At 62.2% G+C, this 16,770-nt stretch carries 18 protein-coding genes; 13 read left to right on the forward strand and 5 right to left on the reverse strand.

Annotation, left to right across the window (positions count from 1 at the left end):
* Positions 1–91: 91 nt before the first annotated feature.
* The 4 genes from EN804_RS00540 to EN804_RS00555 all read right to left on the reverse strand — a co-directional run bounded on the left by EN804_RS00540 (position 92) and on the right by EN804_RS00555 (position 3,132).
* Positions 92–526 carry an HIT family protein gene (locus EN804_RS00540; RefSeq protein WP_127278897.1) on the reverse strand — a complete coding sequence of 145 codons (435 nt, stop codon included), beginning with the start codon at positions 524–526 and terminating at the stop codon, positions 92–94.
* Between the two features lie 128 nt (positions 527–654).
* Positions 655–1,869 carry a GNAT family N-acetyltransferase gene (locus EN804_RS00545; RefSeq protein ID WP_127278898.1) on the reverse strand — a complete coding sequence of 405 codons (1,215 nt, stop codon included), beginning with the start codon at positions 1,867–1,869 and terminating at the stop codon, positions 655–657.
* A 55-nt stretch (positions 1,870–1,924) separates the two neighbouring features.
* On the reverse strand, positions 1,925–2,653 hold the full coding sequence (locus EN804_RS00550; RefSeq protein ID WP_127278899.1) for a glycerophosphodiester phosphodiesterase: 729 nt from the start codon (positions 2,651–2,653) through the stop codon (positions 1,925–1,927).
* 14 nt (positions 2,654–2,667) lie between these two features.
* Complete coding sequence (locus EN804_RS00555; RefSeq protein ID WP_127278900.1) at positions 2,668–3,132, reverse strand: RidA family protein; 465 nt, start codon at positions 3,130–3,132, stop codon at positions 2,668–2,670.
* A 138-nt stretch (positions 3,133–3,270) separates the two neighbouring features.
* Between EN804_RS00555 and EN804_RS00560 the strand changes: the two genes are divergently transcribed.
* From EN804_RS00560 to tsf, 5 genes are all read left to right on the forward strand, one after another.
* A complete protein-coding gene (locus tag EN804_RS00560) occupies positions 3,271–4,101 on the forward strand; it encodes a cell envelope integrity EipB family protein (protein WP_135864616.1) in 831 nt (276 codons plus the stop codon).
* 36 nt (positions 4,102–4,137) lie between these two features.
* A complete protein-coding gene (locus EN804_RS00565; protein WP_127277856.1) occupies positions 4,138–4,416 on the forward strand; it encodes a DUF4031 domain-containing protein in 279 nt (92 codons plus the stop codon).
* The gene (locus tag EN804_RS00570; protein WP_127277848.1) at positions 4,413–5,024 is read left to right on the forward strand and encodes a LysE family translocator; all 612 of its coding nucleotides are present in this window, start codon (positions 4,413–4,415) and stop codon (positions 5,022–5,024) included. Before EN804_RS00565 ends, EN804_RS00570 begins: the two co-directional genes overlap by 4 nt.
* Positions 5,025–5,201: 177 nt before the next feature.
* Entirely contained in the window at positions 5,202–5,984 is a 783-nt protein-coding gene (gene rpsB / locus EN804_RS00575) for a 30S ribosomal protein S2 (RefSeq protein WP_023777441.1), read from the forward strand.
* A gap of 110 nt (positions 5,985–6,094) precedes the next feature.
* Complete coding sequence (gene tsf / locus EN804_RS00580; RefSeq protein ID WP_027142611.1) at positions 6,095–7,015, forward strand: translation elongation factor Ts; 921 nt, start codon at positions 6,095–6,097, stop codon at positions 7,013–7,015.
* A gap of 13 nt (positions 7,016–7,028) precedes the next feature.
* Here tsf and EN804_RS00585 read toward each other — a convergent pair whose 3' ends face one another.
* Positions 7,029–7,964 carry a LysR family transcriptional regulator gene (locus tag EN804_RS00585; protein WP_127277849.1) on the reverse strand — a complete coding sequence of 312 codons (936 nt, stop codon included), beginning with the start codon at positions 7,962–7,964 and terminating at the stop codon, positions 7,029–7,031.
* Positions 7,965–8,080: 116 nt separating this feature from the next.
* Between EN804_RS00585 and EN804_RS00590 the strand changes: the two genes are divergently transcribed.
* From EN804_RS00590 to bamA, 8 genes are all read left to right on the forward strand, one after another.
* A complete protein-coding gene (locus EN804_RS00590; RefSeq protein ID WP_135918462.1) occupies positions 8,081–8,608 on the forward strand; it encodes a nuclear transport factor 2 family protein in 528 nt (175 codons plus the stop codon).
* A 35-nt stretch (positions 8,609–8,643) separates the two neighbouring features.
* A complete protein-coding gene (locus tag EN804_RS00595; protein ID WP_127277851.1) occupies positions 8,644–9,753 on the forward strand; it encodes an aldo/keto reductase in 1,110 nt (369 codons plus the stop codon).
* 153 nt (positions 9,754–9,906) lie between these two features.
* Positions 9,907–10,629 carry a UMP kinase gene (gene pyrH, locus EN804_RS00600; protein ID WP_027142616.1) on the forward strand — a complete coding sequence of 241 codons (723 nt, stop codon included), beginning with the start codon at positions 9,907–9,909 and terminating at the stop codon, positions 10,627–10,629.
* Positions 10,630–10,737: 108 nt separating this feature from the next.
* On the forward strand, positions 10,738–11,292 hold the full coding sequence (gene frr, locus EN804_RS00605) for a ribosome recycling factor (protein ID WP_027142617.1): 555 nt from the start codon (positions 10,738–10,740) through the stop codon (positions 11,290–11,292).
* Between the two features lie 32 nt (positions 11,293–11,324).
* Positions 11,325–12,059 carry an isoprenyl transferase gene (locus tag EN804_RS00610; protein ID WP_127277852.1) on the forward strand — a complete coding sequence of 245 codons (735 nt, stop codon included), beginning with the start codon at positions 11,325–11,327 and terminating at the stop codon, positions 12,057–12,059.
* Positions 12,056–12,871 carry a phosphatidate cytidylyltransferase gene (locus EN804_RS00615; protein ID WP_135918463.1) on the forward strand — a complete coding sequence of 272 codons (816 nt, stop codon included), beginning with the start codon at positions 12,056–12,058 and terminating at the stop codon, positions 12,869–12,871. The genes EN804_RS00610 and EN804_RS00615 overlap by 4 nt, the downstream gene beginning before the upstream one ends.
* A gap of 97 nt (positions 12,872–12,968) precedes the next feature.
* Positions 12,969–14,111: an RIP metalloprotease RseP gene (gene rseP / locus EN804_RS00620; protein ID WP_127277854.1), complete on the forward strand. Its 1,143-nt coding sequence runs from the start codon at positions 12,969–12,971 to the stop codon at positions 14,109–14,111.
* Positions 14,112–14,328: 217 nt separating this feature from the next.
* The gene (bamA, locus tag EN804_RS00625; RefSeq protein ID WP_127277855.1) at positions 14,329–16,704 is read left to right on the forward strand and encodes an outer membrane protein assembly factor BamA; all 2,376 of its coding nucleotides are present in this window, start codon (positions 14,329–14,331) and stop codon (positions 16,702–16,704) included.
* Positions 16,705–16,770: the final 66 nt, after the last annotated feature.

The raw sequence follows: 16,770 nt of genomic DNA on the forward strand, positions 1-16,770 counted from the left end.
AAACATGCCCCGGAAAGGCTTGCAAAGGTATGAACAAAGTAATCGCAGGCTGTAATACAGGCGACACCATGATCTGCCGGTTTATAAAGGATTAAAATCCGCTCTGGAGGGCGCCGCGGATCTTGTCTGCGTTCCGCGCCAGCACTTCCGGATTCTCCATCGGGCCCGTGTGCGGTTTCAGGGGGATGCCGTCGAAGCGCGGGATGACATGGACATGCAGGTGATAGACGGTTTGTCCGGATGCAGGCTCATTGAACTGCATGATGGTGACGCCGTCGGCATTGAAAGCCTTCCTGACCGCCTGTGCCACTTTCTGAACGACCGTGAAAAGGAGGGCGAATGTCGAGGGCTCGGCGTCGAGCAGATTGCGCGACGGCGCTTTCGGCACCACCAGCGTATGGCCTGGTCCTTGCGGCATCACATCCATGAAAGCCACGACAGCCTCGTCCTCGTACACACGGTGCGAGGGTATTTCGCCGCGCAGGATTTTGGCGAAGATGTTGTCGGTGTCATAGGCCTCAGTCATGGCGAACGCTCCGGAGTGTGCCTTTGCCGTCCGGTGTAACGAAGCCGCCTCCGAGCGGCAAGACGAAGCTGCGGGGAGATCGATCGAGATCGACCATGCCGGCCTCGACGAGCGCGCGATGAGGCCGGCTATTCCTCGAGATCTTTGCGGAACGGGGTATGCTCCTCCAGATACTCGCCCATCCGCTCCACCTCGCGCCGTTCGCGCCCGAGATAATCGGCGACCGCTTTGCGCAGGCCGGGGTGGGCAATGTAGTGCGCCGAATGCATGGTCACAGGCCGGTAGCCGCGCGCCAGCTTGTGTTCGCCTTGCGCACCCGCCTCGACCACCTTCAGCTTGCGTTCGATGGCGAACTCGATGGCCTGGTGGTAGCAGACCTCGAAATGCAGGTAGGGGTGGTCCTCGATGCAGCCCCAATTGCGGCCGTAGAGCGCATCGGAGCCGATGAAGTTGATGGCGCCGGCAATGTAGCGCCCGTTGCGCCTGGCCATCACCAGCAGAATGTCGTCCGCCATGCGTTCGCCGATCAACGAGAAGAACTGGCGGTTCAGGTAGGGGCGGCCCCATTTGCGGCTGCCAGTGTCCATGTAGAAGGCGTAGAAGTCGTCCCAGGCCTTTTCGGTCAGGTCCTTGCCGGTGAGCCAGTCGATCGTGATGCCATCGGCGAGCGCTTCGCGCCGTTCCTTCTTCATCGCCTTGCGCTTGCGCGAGGCAAGCGTGGCGAGGAAGTCGTCATAGGTGGAAAAGCCTTCGTTGAAGAAGTGGAATTGCTGGTCGGTGCGATGCAGGAAGCCCGCAGCCTCAAGCGTCGCGACGTCGCTCTCCTGCGCGAAAGTGACATGTGCCGAGGATACGCCGAGCTTGTCGGTCACCATTTTGAGCCCGGCGGCAAGGCCGGCCTTCACTGCATCCTGATCCTCGCCTTTGCCGACCAGCAGGCGAGGGCCGGTGACGGGCGTGAACGGCACGGCACTCTGCAGTTTGGGATAGTAACGGCCGCCGGCGCGCTCGAAGGCATCCGACCAGCCATGATCGAACACGTATTCGCCCTGGCTGTGCGACTTGAGATAGCAGGGAACCGCACCGAGCAGCCTGCCTCGCGCAGTCTCCAGCCGCAGGTGATGGCCTTGCCAGCCAGTGCGCCGAACGGCGCAGCCGGAATCCTCCAGAGCGCTCAAAAAAGCGAATGAAACCAGCGGGTTATAGCCGACTTCCGCGTCGCCGCGCGTGGTCCCGGCAAAGCCATTCCATTCATCGCAGGTAAAGGCGCCTATACCGGCGGCGATGCGGATCGCATAGTCCGCATTCGCCGTTTGTCCGTCGCCGTCGTCGCCCTGATCCATGAGGCTTATTTAAGCTCCATTCGGGCCGCTACAAGTCACGTTTCGGGCACCCTCTTCAGGCGACTTTGACCAAGTCGGGTTCGAAGCCTTCGAACGTCATCTGATCGGCATATCTAAAGGTCAGGTCGACCGCCGGCTGGTCATGGACCGTCCAGGTGATGACAGGCATTTTGAGCTTTTCGCGCACGAAGCTGACAAACGGGTTCGGCAGATCGCCGGCGGCGTAGGAGGTGAAGGAGAGCTCGTGCGCCAGCATGGAGAAATGCGCTTCGATCAGCTTGGCGTCCTTGCCATAGGCGGTCAATCCAGCTGGAATGCCGGGCGCGTGTTTGGGGAAATCGCGGATCAGCCAGTGATCGAACGACATGATCGCAGCCTTGCCCTTGTAGCGCTTCAGCATCTTGCCGACGCGTGCCACCAGGCCTTCATCGCGACCGGGAGTTCCTTTCAGCTCGACGACCATGGGTACACGGCCGTCGACCAGGTCGAGCGTTTCCTGCAGCGTCGGCACGTGATCCGCCGTGCCGCCAACCTTGAGCGCGGTAAGTTCGGCGGCGCTCCGTTGCCAGACGAACCCGTCCTTCCCGGTCAACCTTTGCAGATCATCATCATGGATGACGATGGGAACGCCATCCGACGAAAGATGCACGTCGCATTCGATCGCGTAGCCGCGCTCGGCCGCGGCTGCGAAGGCGGAAAGCGTGTTTTCCCAGCGCGTCTTGTTCATGTCGTGAAAGCCGCGATGGGCAACCGGCCGGGCAGTCAGCCAGGAGAGGTCGGTCATGTCTGCACCTTCACTCATTCGACTTCGAAGACCGCTTCGATCTCCACCGCGGCATTAAGCGGCAGGGAGGCGGTACCGACGGCGGAGCGTGCGTGCTTGCCGCCTTCGCCGAGCGCGGCAACCAGGAAATCGGAGGCGCCGTTGGCGACCAGATGCTGCTCGACGAAATCGGGGGCCGACGCCACGAAGACGGTGATCTTCACCAGGCGGCGGATCTTCTCGAGGTCGCCAAGTGCCGCCTTGGCTTGCGCCAGGATGTTGATGGCGCAGTATTTCGCCGCGTCCTTGCCGCTTGCCGTGTCGATGTCGCGGCCAAGCAGGCCGCTCGCCTGCAGCTTGCCGTCCTTGAGCGGCAATTGTCCCGCCGTGAACAGCAGGTTGCCGGTCCTGCAATAGGGCACGTAGTTGGCGGCGGGCGCGGCGGCAACAGGAAGCGTCACGCCGAGATCACTTAGCCGCTTTTCGATTGTTTCACTCATTGCTTTTCCCTATTGCTGGAAGGTGCCGCGCTGGCCGGGCCGAAATTGCTATTTTTGCCTCGCTTCCGCCACGACTTTTTTTAAGCTGGACCATCTTTCCCTGCGGCCTGCCATCAGCCGCGACGATTGGAGTACCTCATGCGCGCAACGCGCCTTGCATTCCACGCCGTTCTGTTGTCGGCGCTGTTCCCCGTGGGCTCCGCTTTCGCCGTACCGGCGCTGCAGGCGCATCGCGCCGTCTACGATCTCACCCTCAAGAAGGCGGATGATCGCTCCGGCATCACCGGCATCACCGGCCGCATGGTCTACGAGTTCAACGGCTCGGCCTGCGAAGGCTATACGGTGAAATTCCGTTTCGTCACCCAGATCGCGACCAACGACAACACGAAGCTGACCGACCAGCAGACCACCACGTTCGAGGACGCGGAAGGCAAGATGTTTTCCTTCGTGACGAAGTCCTTCGTCGACCAGAACCTCGACAAGGAGGTCAAGGGCGTCGCGACAAAGAATGCCAAGGGCCTGAAGGTCGATATCGACAAGCCGGAGAAGAATAGTCTCGAACTCGCTGCCACCCAGTTCCCGACCCAACATCTGGTCGAGCTGATCGGCAAGGCCGAAAAAGGCGAAAACTTCTACCAGACCAACCTGTTCGATGGCTCGGAGGACGCCAACAAGGTGATGACGACCACGGTTGTCGTCGGCAAGAAGACCGAGGCCGACAAGGCCGATCCGGAAGCGCCGGCACTGGCGAAGCTTGCCGCCGACAAATATTGGCCGGTCGACATCGCCTATTTCGACGACAGCACCCAGAACGGCGAGGAAGTGCCGGAATACCGGATCAGCTTCAAGCTGCACGAGAACGGCATCACCCGTGATCTCGTCATGGACTATGGCGACTTCTCGATGACCGGCAAGCTGGTCAATCTGTCGCTGTTCGACCAGACAAAGCCTTGCCCGGTATCGAAATAGCGGCGATGCGCAAGTGAGCTGGCCGTGGCGGGCATGATGGCGGTCTATGTCGATGCGGCGATCTGGAAGTGGGCCGGCCATCGCTGGTGCCACCTGATGGCCGACGACACCGACGAGCTGCACCGGTTCGCATCGCGGCTTGGCGTGAAGCGCTCGTCCTATCAGGGGCCGCCCAGGACATCGGCGCCACACTATGACATAACCGGCTTCGAGCGCGACCGCGCGGTACGGCTCGGCGCCATCGAATGCAGCCGCGAGGAGATCGTCGCGATCTTCCGGCGCGTGCGGGTGCCCAACGGAAAGGCCAAACTATGACACTAACGGCATTTCTGGCTTATTGCGCCGCTGTCACGCTCGCCGCCGCCACACCGGGACCCGCGATGTTCGCCGTCATCACCAATGGCGTGTCGCGTGGTTTCCTCCGCGCCTTCATAGCCGGCGTTGGGGTCGCCGCCGGCGATGCCGTACTGGTCACCCTGGCCCTGCTCGGGCTGGTGGCCCTGGCCCAGACATTCGAATGGATCTTCCTCCTGCTGAAATATGCAGGCGCCGCCTACCTGATTTTTCTCGGCGTCAGGATGTGGAGGGCCTCGACCGCGCAAACGAACGAGCCGCAGGCGGCACGGACGAGATTGTCGCGGTTCTTCTTCCTTGGTGCGTCCATTGCGCTGGGGAATCCGAAGGCGATTCTGTTCCATGCCTCGATCATGCCGTTGATTCTCAATCTCGACACGCTGACATTTGTCGACGGCCTGCTGGTGGTGGCCGTGGTCATCAGCGTCAATATCCTCACCATGGGTGTCTATGCCGGGCTTGCTGGCCGGGCTTCGGGCTGGTTCAGGACGCCCAGGCGCATGCGGCTGATGAACAGGTTTGCCGGCAGCGCCATGATCGGCACCGGAGCGCTGATTGCCGCACGCTAGGCGTTAAAGCGCTACACGGCTTGCGTTTGCAGCACTTCCCCTCTATATGCGCGCTCATTCCACACACGGACTTTGGTGTCTGCCCGGGAGAAATCCGGCTGAGACCTCCGGTGGCGTTCGAGGATTTCGGTCCACAAATGCCTGTGTCCGTGGAGGCTAACCGGAAAGGAAATGAGAATGGCACTGCCTGATTTCAGCATGCGCCAGCTTTTGGAAGCTGGCATTCACTTCGGCCACCAGACCCACCGCTGGAACCCGAAGATGGCGCCTTACATCTACGGCGCCCGCAACAACATCCACATCATCGACCTCTCGCAGACGGTGCCTTTGCTGCACCAGGCGCTGAAGCAGGTTTCCGACACCGTTGCCAAGGGCGGCCGCGTGCTGTTCGTCGGCACCAAGCGGCAGGCGTCCGACATCGTCGCCGATGCGGCACAGCGTTCGGCCCAGTACTACGTCAATTCGCGTTGGCTCGGCGGCATGCTGACCAACTGGAAGACGATCTCGAACTCGATCCAGCGGCTGCGCAAGCTCGACGAGATGCTGGCCGGCGAGGCGCAAGGCCTGACCAAGAAGGAACGCCTGAACCTCGACCGTGAGCGCGAGAAGCTCGACAAGGCGCTCGGCGGCATCAAGGACATGGGCTCGACGCCCGACCTGATGTTCGTTATCGACACCAACAAGGAGGCGATTGCCATCCTCGAGGCGAAGCGTCTCGGCATCCCGGTCGTCGCCATCATCGATTCGAACTGCGACCCGGACAAGATCGACTTCCCGATCCCCGGCAATGACGACGCGGCCCGCGCCATCCAGCTCTATTGCGACCTGATCGCCAAGGCTGCGATCGACGGCATCGCCCGTCAGCAGGGCGCGCTCGGCGTCGACATCGGCGCTTCGGTCGAAGCTCCGGTCGAACCGGCGCTCGATCCGGCTCCGGCGTCGGAAGCCCCAGAGGCTTGATAATCGAAGGCCGGCTTGCGGCCTTCATCTTTCTCATATTTTGGCACGCTAAACAGACGCACCGTCGAGATTCGATGGTGCGTCGGCGCATTTGAAACAAAGAGGCGACAATGAGCATTTCGGCTGCACAGGTCAAAGAACTCCGCGACTTGACCGGCGCGGGCATGATGGACTGCAAGGCGGCGTTGAACGAGACCAACGGCAACATGGAAGAGGCCGTCGACTGGCTGCGCAAGAAGGGCATTTCCAAAGCCGACAAGAAGGCCGGCCGCACTGCCGCCGAAGGCCTAATCGGCGTCGACAATGGCGTGCGCGAAGCTGCCGTCGTCGAGGTGAATTCCGAGACCGACTTCGTCGCCCGCAACGCCGCCTTCCAGGAAATCGTCGCCAACGTCGCCAAGGTGGCGCTTGCCTACGGCACGACCGAGGCTGTGGCTGCCGCGAAGTATCCGGGCTCCGACAAGTCGGTCACCGACACCATCAAGGACGCTGTCGGCACCATTGGCGAGAACCTGGGCTTCCGCCGCTCGGCCAAGCTGACCGTTCCGCATGGCGCGGTTGCGACCTACGTCCACAATTCGGTTGCCGATGGCCTTGGCAAGCTCGGCGTGCTGGTCGCGATCGAGACCACCGGCAACGAGCATGCCGCCAATGCCTTCGGCCGCCAGGTCGCCATGCATGTCGCCGCCACCAATCCGATGGCGCTGACCGCCGAGCAGATCGACCCGGCAGCGGTCGAGCGCGAGAAGGCCATCTTCTCCGACCAGGCGCGCCAGTCCGGCAAGCCGGAAGCGATCATCGAGAAGATGGTCGAGGGTCGCCTGCGCAAGTTCTATGAAGAAGTCGTGCTCTTGAAGCAGGCCTTCGTGCTCAATCCCGACATTACCGTCGAGAAGGCGCTGAAGGATGCCGAAAAGGAAATCGGCGCGCCCGCCAAGATCACCGCCTATCTGCGCTTCGCGCTTGGCGAGGGCATCGAGAAGGAAGAGTCCGATTTCGCCGCGGAAGTCGCTGCGGCGGTCAAGAAGTAAGCGTCCTACCGCATTATTGCGACTGTGTTTTTCGGCCTGATGTCCGCAAGGATGTCAGGCCGATTTCGTTTGCGGTGTCGATAAAGGCCCTGAGCTTCGGCGCCATCGCGGCGCGGCGCGGGAAGTAGAGGAAAAGGCCGGGTTCCTCGATCGCAGATTGCGGCAGAACCTGCACCAGGCGCCCGGCCGCCAGATCCGCGCGCGCCAGCGGCTCGAACATATAGGCCAGGCCTACTCCGGCGAGCGCCAGATCAATGGCGGCCAGCGAGTCCGTCACGATGGCCGTACCGCTGGTTTCCATGACCACATCCTTGCCATCCCAGGTCAAATCCCAGCGATAGAGGGCACCCGAGCGGACAAGCCGGTACCCGATGCAATTGTGGTTCGCGAGATCGGCCACGCTGCGCGGACGCCCACGTCGTCCGATATAGGCGGGAGAGGCGACGACGACGACTTTGAAGGGCGGCGTCAGTCGGATGGCCACCATGTCCTGCGCGATCATCTCGCCGAGCCGGATGCCGGCGTCAAAACCTTCGCCGACGATGTCGACCAATCCCTGATCGGCAAAAATCTCCACCGTAATGTCGGGATAGCGCTCGGCCATCGCGGCGACGACCGGCGTCACCGCCAATGGGATCGCGATGTTGGAGGCATTGATCCTGAGCAGGCCAGACGGCCTGCCCTTGACGCTGCGGATGCGGTCCATCTGCTCGGCAATGTCCTGGAGGGCAGGGGCGGCCGTTTCCACCAGCGCCTTGCCGGCCTCGGTCAGCGAAACGCTGCGCGTCGTGCGCGCAAACAACGGCTGGCAGATCCGCTCCTCGACCAGACGCACCGCATGGCTGACCGCCGACGGGCTCATACCGAGTTCGGCCGCGGCAAGCGCGAAACCGCCGCGACGTGCAACGGCGACGATGACAGGCAAATGAGAGAGCAGATCCCGATCCATTCATGAATGATATCGCATGGTCCTTGCGAACAATGCAATCTAATCGATGCCAAGACACCGATCCATATTGTCGCCGACACATCCGCGGTTGGCTGATGGCATTGAGGAGAAGAGACATGAATGCGTTGAAGCACGTAACTTTCGCGGCCGGCGTGGCGCTGTCACCGGTCGATGCCGGCGGGGCGGAACCATCCGGCTGGCAAGCGCTCGCGGACGAACGCGCGGTCATCCGCATCGCCGATGCCATCGACCGCGCCGTCGACGCGCAGGACTGGAAACTCGCTCGCAGCTATTTCGCGGATCGGGTCACCGCCGACTTCAGCAGCCTGTCCGGGCAGCCCGCGGCCAACATTGCGTCCGACGATCTGATCGGCGCCTGGGCCGGCAATCTCAAGGGCAGCAAGACCAGCCTGCACCTGCGCACCAATCACCAGGTCGTTCTCGAGGCGGACAGCGCGACCGTTCTGTCGAACGGCTATGCCTGGAACCGGATGGAGGGCAATGGCGATCCGCTGTGGGAAGTCTGGGGCACGTATGAGCACCACCTGACACGTTCTGGCTCCGTCTGGAAAGTCGATGGCTTCACCTTCCGCATGACGCATGAACGCGGCAATCCCTGGGTCAAGGCGACCCCGGGCCAATGACGCCCGCACCAACCGGATCAGGATCGGAAAAGACAATGACGATGAGCTACTACACACTCGGCAACAGCGGCCTGCGCGTCAGCCGGCTGGCGCTGGGCACGATGACCTTCGGCACGGAATGGGGCTGGGGCGCGGACCGGGACACGGCGCGCGCGATGTTCGACGCCTATGTCGAGGCTGGCGGCAATTTCTTCGACACCGCAGACCTATATACCGGCGGCACGGCCGAGACCTGGCTCGGTGAATTCGTGGCCGAGCGAGGCTTGCGCGACAAGGCGGTGATCGCCACCAAATTCACCATGAACTCGAACCCCGGCAATCCCAACGCCGGCGGCAATGGCCGCAAGAACATCATGCGTGCCGTCGACGCCTCGCTGAAGCGGCTGGGCACCGACTACATCGATCTCTATCTCATGCATATCTGGGACAGGCTGACGCCGGCCGAGGAAGTGCTGCGGACCCTCGACGATCTGGTTCGGGCGGGCAAGATACGTCACATCGGCCTGTCCGACGTGCCGGCCTGGTATGCCGGACGGGCTCAGGCGATCGCCGAACTGCGCGGCTATGAGCCGATCTCGGCGTTGCAGCTCGAATACTCCCTGGCGGAGCGTGCCATCGAGCATGAATTCGTGCCGTTCGGGACGCGCCATGGCGCCGGCATCATGGTCTGGAGCCCGCTGGCCAGCGGGCTGTTGAGTGGCAAATACCGCCCGGCGCAAGCGGGCAATGCCGGCCGGCTCGACGGCTTCCGCAACACCACCCATCCAGGCTTCCAGAAATTTACCGAGCACAACTGGGCTGTTGTGGCGGAGTTGGAGAAGGTCGCCGCCGAGCTCGGCCGCGGCATGGCTCAGGTGGCGCTCAACTGGGTGGCGACACAGCCAGGAATTGCCACCGTCATCCTTGGAGCAACGAGGCTTTCGCAGTTGCAGGACAATCTCGCGGCGCTCGATTTCTCCATACCGCCCGCGCTTCGCCAGCGGCTGGACAAGGTGAGCGGCACGCCGGCGCCGTTCCCGCATTCCTATTTCGGCCCCGAGATCCAGGTCCGTGTCGCCGGCGGTGTCGTGACCGGCGACAAGCCGTCCGGTTATGCATTGCCGGTGGTGGTCGAAGGCGAGGCCGTTGCCATCAGCAGCAATTGATCCAAAAAGCCTGGAATTTTGCACAAGGGCGCGGCGTGACATCGCTGCGCCCTTCGTGTATCCGGTCAACCCGTCATGACAGCACCGCCGGACGAAGCAGGAGGCCTTTTTTCGCCTTCGGAGCTTGCCGCGCCGGGATTTTCGAGGAACCAGATGACGGTGAAGCCCCTCTACCGACGTGTTCTGCTGAAAGCTTCGGGCGAAGCGTTGATGGGCGAACAGCATTTTGGCATCGACGTCTCGGTCGTCGACCGCATTGCCGGCGACATCGCCGAGGCGCGCGCGCTGGGCATCGAGGTGGGTGTCGTCATTGGCGGCGGCAATATCTTTCGCGGCGTGGCCGTCGCCTCCAAGGGCGGGGACCGCGTTACCGGCGACCATATGGGCATGCTTGCCACGGTCATCAATTCGCTGGCGCTGCGCACATCGCTGAACAAGATCGGCGTCGACGCCGTCGTGCTGTCCGCGATCGCCATGCCCGAGCTTTGCGAGAGCTTTTCGCAGCGCCAGGCGACCGCCTACATGAACCAGGGCAAGGTCGTGATCTTCGCCGGCGGCACCGGCAATCCGTTCTTCACCACTGATTCGGCTGCCGCGCTCCGTGCGGCCGAAATCGGCGCCGACGCGCTGTTCAAGGGCACGCAGGTCGACGGCGTCTATTCGGCCGACCCGAAAAAGGACCCCAGCGCGACGCGTTTCGAGCGCATCAGCCACGCCGAAGTCATAAATCGCGGCCTTTCGATCATGGATACGGCTGCGATTGCACTTGCGCGCGAAAACAACATTCCGATAATCGTCTATTCGATCCACGAAAAGGGCGGTTTCGGGGATATTCTGAGGGGCGGCGGCCGCTGTACGGTCGTCGCGGACGAGTGATCCGGGGCCTGATCCCGAAGAAGGGAAGCCGGGTTTCGAAATCAGGCTCGAACACGGGGCCTTGCCCCGAAGCAGTGAACCCGCGGCAGACGGGTCGAGGAGACTAAAATGAGTGGTGAGTACGACGATCTCAAGCGGCGCATGGATGGGGCAATCGCGGCGTTCAAGCATGATCTGGCCTCGCTGCGGACCGGCCGCGCGTCCAGCAACCTGCTCGACGCGATCCAGGTGCAAGCCTATGGCACCACCATGCCGATCAATCAGGTGGCCAACGTCACCGTGCCGGAGCCGCGCATGATCTCGGTCTCGGTCTGGGACAAGTCGATGGTCGGCGCGGTCGACCGCGCGATCCGGGAATCCAATCTGGGCTTCAACCCGATCGTCGACGGCACCAATCTGAGGATTCCGCTGCCGGAGCTCAACGAACAGCGCCGCAAGGAGCTGGTCAAGATTTCGCACGGCTATGCCGAGAACGCGCGTGTCGCCGCGCGCCATGTGCGGCGCGACGGCATGGACTTCCTGAAGAAGGCGGAGAAGGACGGCGACATCAGCGAGGACGACCAGCGCAAGCGTTCCGACCAGGTCCAGAAACTTACCGACGAAACCATCAGCACCATCGATCATCTGCTTTCCGACAAGGAAGCTGAAATCATGCAGGTTTAGGGTTGGCCCTTGGCTGATCCGAAAGCGAGATCATGACAACGCCCGCGCATGTCGCGATCATCATGGATGGAAATGGACGCTGGGCCAAGGCGCGCGGCATGCCGAGGCTCGCGGGTCATCGCGCCGGCGTCGAGGCGCTGCGCAAGGCGGTGCGCGCCGCCCCCGGTCTCGGCATCTCCTTCCTGACCGTCTATGCTTTCTCGTCGGAGAACTGGTCGCGGCCGAAGTCCGAGGTCAGTGACCTTATGGGTCTGTTGAAGCTGTTCATCCGTCGCGACCTTGCCGAGCTGCACCAGAGCGGCGTGCGGGTCAGGATCATCGGCGACCGGGCAGGGCTGCAGGCGGACATCAGGGGACTGCTCGAGGAAGCCGAATCGCTGACGATCAACAACACCTCGCTGACGCTGGTGATCGCCTTCAATTACGGCGGGCGCGACGAGATCGTCCGCACCGCGCGCAAGCTTGCCCTGGCCGTGGCGCGCGGTGAAATCGATAGCGAGGCGATCACCGCCGAAAGCTTTGCCGGCTCTCTCGACACGCAAGGCATTCCCGATCCGGAGCTGGTCATCCGCACCAGCGGCGAGCTTCGCCTGTCCAACTTCCTCTTGTGGCAGGCTGCCTACAGCGAACTCGTCTTCCTGCCCTGCTACTGGCCGGACTTCAATCGCGAGCACCTCGCCGAGGCCTTGCGCGAATATGCCGGCCGCGAGCGCCGCTTCGGCGGACTGGACCCGCAAGACGTCGCTTCGCGACCGGCCGCGGGATGAGCAACCTTCAGCTGCGTGTGATTTCGGCGGTCGTGCTCGCCATTGTCGCCCTTGGCCTGACCTGGCTTGGCGGCCTGCCTTTCCGGCTGCTGTGCGCGGTCATGTCGGCAATGATCTTTTATGAGTGGACACGTATGTCGCGGCCCGCCGCGGCCGACGGGCTTGGTTTGCTGCCGGAAGCGCTGATGGTCATTTTCGTCGGCGCCTTGATCGCTGGCCTGTCCGCATTGTGGCTGCTGCCGCTGGTCGTGATTCTGGTTGCGATAACGGCGACCACCGCGGGACTTCGCAAGATCGGCCAGTGGGACGCTGGCGGCCTTGCCTATGCCTGCGTGTCGGGCCTGTCGCTTGCCCTGCTGCGCGATGGCGACCATTCGGGCCTCGTCGCCATCCTGTTCCTGTTCGCGGTCGTCTGGGCAACCGACATTTTTGCCTATTTCGTCGGACGCGCCGTCGGCGGGCCTAAACTGGCGCCGTCGATTTCGCCAGGCAAGACGCGCAGCGGCGCGTTCGGCGGGGCGGTCGGTGGCGTCGTCGCGGGACTTCTGCTGGCAGCCATTGCCGGCGCCGGCAACCTGGCGTTGCTCGGCCTTGTGGCGCTGGCGCTGTCAGTTGTCGCCCAAGCGGGCGACCTGTTCGAATCCTGGGTCAAACGGCGGCACGGCTGCAAGGATTCCGGCGTGCTCATTCCTGGCCATGGCGGCATCATGGATCGTGTCGACGGGCTTGTCGCGGCCGCTCTTGCCCTATACGTCATCGGTTGGATTTCTGCGGGCGCCGACCATCCGGCACAGGGGCTGTTTCCCATTTGAATGCTGTCATGCCACGATCTGGCGCCGACGTGCCTTGGATTCGCCTGGATTGATGTCACAGTCACGCCGCGACCGCGGAAGAACTTGAGGGCCTGAGTTGAACGAGATTCTTCACGCGATTTTCAGCACCGAAGGCCTCTTTCTCGGCACGCTCGTGCCGTTTCTCTTCGTGCTCACCGTGGTGGTGTTCGTTCACGAGATGGGCCACTACCTCGTTGGCCGCTGGTGCGGCATCGGGGTCAAGGCCTTCTCTATCGGCTTCGGTCCGGAGCTCATCGGCTTCAACGACAGGCATGGCACGCGCTGGAAGCTTTGCGCCATACCGCTCGGCGGTTATGTCAAGTTTGTCGGCGACATGAGCGCCACCTCCAGCCAGCCGACATCGGAAGAGCTCGAAACGCTGACCGACGAGGAACGCAAGGTTGCCTTCCACACCCAGGCGATCTGGAAGCGCGCGGCAACGGTGGCGGCCGGGCCGCTGTTCAACTTCCTGCTGGCGATCGTGGTCTTTTCCGTGCTGTTTGCCTCCTATGGGCGTTATGTCGCGGAGCCCATGGTGGCGGAGGTTACCGCCGACAGCCCGGCGGCCAAGGCCGGCATTTTGCCTGGCGACCGATTCGTCAGCGTCGACGGTAGCAAGGTCGAAACTTTCGGAGACGTGCAGCGGCTGGTTTCGGGCCGGGCCGGCGACACCATCACCTTTGTCATGCTGCGCAACGGCAAGGAGGTCACGGTGACCGCGTCGCCGCGGCTGATGGAGCAGGAGGACGCGCTCGGCAACAAGGTCAAGGTTGCGGTGATCGGCGTCGTCAATAACAAGGAACTCGGCCAGCCCCGTCTCATCACCTACACCCCCGTTGGGGCGGTCGCGGCGGCGGTTGAGGAAACGGGCCATGTCATCGAGCGCACCGGACAGTTCCTGCAGCGCTTCGCTGTCGGGCGCGAGGACAAGTGCCAGCTGGGTGGCCCGGTCAAGATCGCCGACATGGCCGGCAAGGCTGCCAAACTCGGTTTCGAGTGGCTGGTGCAGCTTGTCGCGCTGCTGTCCGTGGGGATAGGCATTCTAAACCTTTTGCCGATTCCCCCCCTCGACGGCGGCCATCTGTTGTTCTACGGGGTGGAGGCCGTCATCCGCCGGCCAGTGTCGGAACGGATGATGGAAATGGCCTATCGGGCTGGTCTGCTTGTGGTGCTGTGCTTCATGGGGTTCGTGTTCTGGAACGATCTCTTTGGGTGCTGAAATCATGAAGGAATTTGGCCTGGGCATGGGCGATGTTGAGACGCCGTTTACCATGCACGGGGATATGAGTGACGCGAAAGCCACGCAACAGGGTTAAGTAAATACAAATTAACCAGAAGCCTTGCGTGTAGGGAAAATCCGGTTAATACGGTAGGGGAAATGACCGCACGTCCGGTTTTCTCGCCGTGGGGACTACGAGAAAAGGTTATTAAGCCCGATGAAGGCAGCATCCAAGTTTCTAAACGCCGCGTCAGCGGCGGCACTGTCCGCCGCTCTGGTCGTACCAGGTGCGTTCGCAGTGCAGTTCGTTGCCACATCGGCGGCCGAAGCCGCTGTCGTAAGCAGGGTTGAGGTGAGCGGCAACCAGCGTGTCGACGCCGATACCATCCGCAATTACATCACCATCAAGCCGGGCAAGGCCTTCTCCAGCTCCGATGTCGACGCCGCGGTCAAGGCGCTGTTCGGCACCGGCCTGTTCTCGGATGTCCAGATCAATCAGGTCGGCTCGACCCTGGTGGTCAAGGTTTCGGAATACAAGGTCGTCAACCAGGTGCTGTTCCAGGGCAACAAGAAGCTCAAGGACAACGCGCTTCAGGCAGCGGTTCAGCTGAAGCCGCGCGGCACGTTCTCGCAGGCCACGCTCGATTCGGACGTCGAGGCGGTCAAGGCCGCTTACAGGCGCATCGGCCGTGACGATGCCGGCGTGACCGCGCAGGTCATGGAGCTCGGCGACAACCGCGTGAACGTGGTCTTCCACGTCACCGAAGGCGATCGCACGCAGATTGCGGCAATCAATTTCGTCGGCAACAGCGCCTATTCCAGCCGCCGCCTGTCGGACGTGATCAACACCAAGCGTTCATCCTGGGTCTCGTTCATCCTGCGCGATGACGTCTATGACGAAGACAAGCTGCGCGCCGACCAGGAATTGCTGCGCCGTTTCTACTACAATCACGGCTATGCCGATTTCCAGGTCGTGTCCGCCGTCGGCGAACTCGACAATGCGACCAACAAATACACGGTCACCATCACCGTCCAGGAAGGCGATCGCTATAATTTCGGCGACATCAGCGTCGAAAGCACGATCCCGGAAGTGGACTCCAAGTCGCTGGAATCGGTGGTCGAAACCCGCAAGGGTGATGTCTACAACGCCAAGGATGTCGAAGACTCGATCATCGCGTTGACGGAAAAGGTAGCCGGTTCCGGCTATGCCTTTGCGCAGGTGACGCCGCGCGGCGACCGCAACTTCGAGAACCACACGATCTCGGTTGTCTACACGGTGGACCAGGGCACCAAGGCCTATGTCGAGCGCATCGAGATCCGCGGCAACGATCGTACGCGTGACTATGTCATCCGCCGCGAATTCGATGTCAGCGAAGGCGACGCGTTCAACCAGGTGCTCATCCAGCGCGCGAAGAAGCGCCTGGAAGACCTGAATTATTTTGACAAAGTCGACATTTCGACCGTGCCTGGCTCGGCCCCTGACCAAGTTGTGCTCGTCGTCGACGTGGTCGAGAAGTCGACCGGTGAGTTCTCGATCGGCGCCGGCTATTCGACCGGTGGCGACGCGGCCGGACCGTCGGTCGAAGGATCGATCACCGAGCGCAACTTCCTCGGCCGTGGCCAGTTCATCAAGCTGTCGGCCGGCGGCGGCAAGAACTCGCGTGACTACAGCCTGTCGTTCACCGAGCCTTATTTTCTCGGGCGGCGCATCGCTGCCGGTTTCGACATCTACAGGTCGACGCGGGAATACAACAACAACTACGACAGCGACACCACCGGCGCGACGATCCGCTTCGGGCTGCCGATCACCAACAGCATCACGACCCAGTTGGCGTATAATATCTCGCAGGAGAAATATAAGGTCGACGATAGTTGCGGTCCTACCTCCATCGGAGATCCCGACGGCAGCTGTAACATCTCACAGGCCATTCTGGACGGCATCGAGCAGAGTCCCTGGATCAAGTCTTCGGTCAGCCTGGGGCTGGTCTACAACACGATCGACGACATGAAGAACCCGCATGAGGGGATCTACGCCAACACGACCGTGGAGGTCGCGGGTCTCGGTGGCGATGCCAAATTCGTGAAGATCACCGGACGGGGCAGCATCTATCAGACGCTGTCCGAACAGCTTGACCTTGTCGGGCTCCTTTCGGGCGGGGCCGGTCATGTCGAGGGATATGGCAACGGCGACCTGCGCATCTTCGATCACTTCCAGAGCAACGACCGCATGATCCGCGGCTTTGCCTATGGTGGTATCGGCCCGGTTGCCAGCGACACCAGCGGCGACCACCTGGGTGGCACGACCTACTTCAACGCTTCGGCCGAAGCCCAGTTCCCGCTGCCGGTTGTTCCGGAGAGCTTCGGCTTGCGTGGCGCGGTGTTCGCCGATGCGGCGACGCTCTATGGCAGCAAGCTTGCGACTGGGCTGGTCGATCAAGATTCTACCGGCATGAAGTTGCGCGCCTCGGTCGGTCTCGGCCTGATGTGGGCCTCGCCCTTCGGCCCGATCCGTATCGACTATGCGATCCCGGTCAGGAAAGAGGCGAGCGACGACGTGCAGGAATTCAACTTCGGCATATCGACCCGCTTCTGATCGGCGGCCAACGATGCTCCCGGGTTTTGGATCCGGGAGAAATGTTCCGACCTAGCTGGATATAGC

Source organism: Mesorhizobium sp. M8A.F.Ca.ET.161.01.1.1 (assembly GCF_004792105.1).
GTDB lineage: Bacteria > Pseudomonadota > Alphaproteobacteria > Rhizobiales > Rhizobiaceae > Mesorhizobium.

Bases quoted from the DNA above. Each gene is read 5' to 3' on its own strand.
- EN804_RS00540 (WP_127278897.1), bottom strand. From the start codon at position 526: ATGACTGAGGCCTATGACACCGACAACATCTTCGCCAAAATCCTGCGC.
- EN804_RS00550 (WP_127278899.1), bottom strand. From the start codon at position 2,653: ATGACCGACCTCTCCTGGCTGACTGCCCGGCCGGTTGCCCATCGCGGC.
- EN804_RS00595 (WP_127277851.1), top strand. From the start codon at position 8,644: ATGACGATGAGCTACTACACACTCGGCAACAGCGGCCTGCGCGTCAGC.
- EN804_RS00570 (WP_127277848.1), top strand. From the start codon at position 4,413: ATGACACTAACGGCATTTCTGGCTTATTGCGCCGCTGTCACGCTCGCC.
- EN804_RS00615 (WP_135918463.1), top strand. From the start codon at position 12,056: ATGAGCAACCTTCAGCTGCGTGTGATTTCGGCGGTCGTGCTCGCCATT.
- EN804_RS00585 (WP_127277849.1), bottom strand. From the start codon at position 7,964: ATGGATCGGGATCTGCTCTCTCATTTGCCTGTCATCGTCGCCGTTGCA.
- rpsB (WP_023777441.1), top strand. From the start codon at position 5,202: ATGGCACTGCCTGATTTCAGCATGCGCCAGCTTTTGGAAGCTGGCATT.
- pyrH (WP_027142616.1), top strand. From the start codon at position 9,907: ATGACGGTGAAGCCCCTCTACCGACGTGTTCTGCTGAAAGCTTCGGGC.
- EN804_RS00555 (WP_127278900.1), bottom strand. From the start codon at position 3,132: ATGAGTGAAACAATCGAAAAGCGGCTAAGTGATCTCGGCGTGACGCTT.
- EN804_RS00565 (WP_127277856.1), top strand. From the start codon at position 4,138: ATGGCGGTCTATGTCGATGCGGCGATCTGGAAGTGGGCCGGCCATCGC.
- EN804_RS00545 (WP_127278898.1), bottom strand. From the start codon at position 1,869: ATGGATCAGGGCGACGACGGCGACGGACAAACGGCGAATGCGGACTAT.
- bamA (WP_127277855.1), top strand. From the start codon at position 14,329: ATGAAGGCAGCATCCAAGTTTCTAAACGCCGCGTCAGCGGCGGCACTG.
- tsf (WP_027142611.1), top strand. From the start codon at position 6,095: ATGAGCATTTCGGCTGCACAGGTCAAAGAACTCCGCGACTTGACCGGC.
- EN804_RS00610 (WP_127277852.1), top strand. From the start codon at position 11,325: ATGACAACGCCCGCGCATGTCGCGATCATCATGGATGGAAATGGACGC.
- EN804_RS00560 (WP_135864616.1), top strand. From the start codon at position 3,271: ATGCGCGCAACGCGCCTTGCATTCCACGCCGTTCTGTTGTCGGCGCTG.
- EN804_RS00590 (WP_135918462.1), top strand. From the start codon at position 8,081: ATGAATGCGTTGAAGCACGTAACTTTCGCGGCCGGCGTGGCGCTGTCA.
- frr (WP_027142617.1), top strand. From the start codon at position 10,738: ATGAGTGGTGAGTACGACGATCTCAAGCGGCGCATGGATGGGGCAATC.